We start from the raw sequence: 311 nt of genomic DNA on the forward strand, positions 1-311 counted from the left end.
CTAATCCCGTTTTTTTATTTGGTGAGGCAATGAAGTTTTTAGCCACTGATTTGGCTGCATACGTTAAGGTTCATTATGCTGAAAATATTGAAAAAATTTTACCACTTATTTTGGCAGAAATTTCCAATGGGGATCTCCTTATGATTAAATCATCCCATAGTCTTTATTCATCAGATATTGTGAGTGCATTGCTTGATCGCTATAAAGTGGTTTCTCTGTAATTTTAATGGTTTTTTTTATCATGATGCTGTTTTTTTCTTCGCTTAGTGATTGGCTACCAGGTGTGAGTGTGTTTCGTTACATTACGTTTC

General features: G+C 34.1%; 1 pseudogene. It reads left to right on the forward strand.

Annotated elements, in window-relative coordinates:
* A pseudogene (locus ACFINZ_RS11220) lies at positions 1–221 on the forward strand (UDP-N-acetylmuramoylalanyl-D-glutamyl-2, 6-diaminopimelate--D-alanyl-D-alanine ligase); the annotation flags it as partial.
* Positions 222–311: the final 90 nt, after the last annotated feature.

This window comes from Bartonella sp. AA81SXKL (genome assembly GCF_042196945.1).
Lineage (GTDB): Bacteria > Pseudomonadota > Alphaproteobacteria > Rhizobiales > Rhizobiaceae > Bartonella.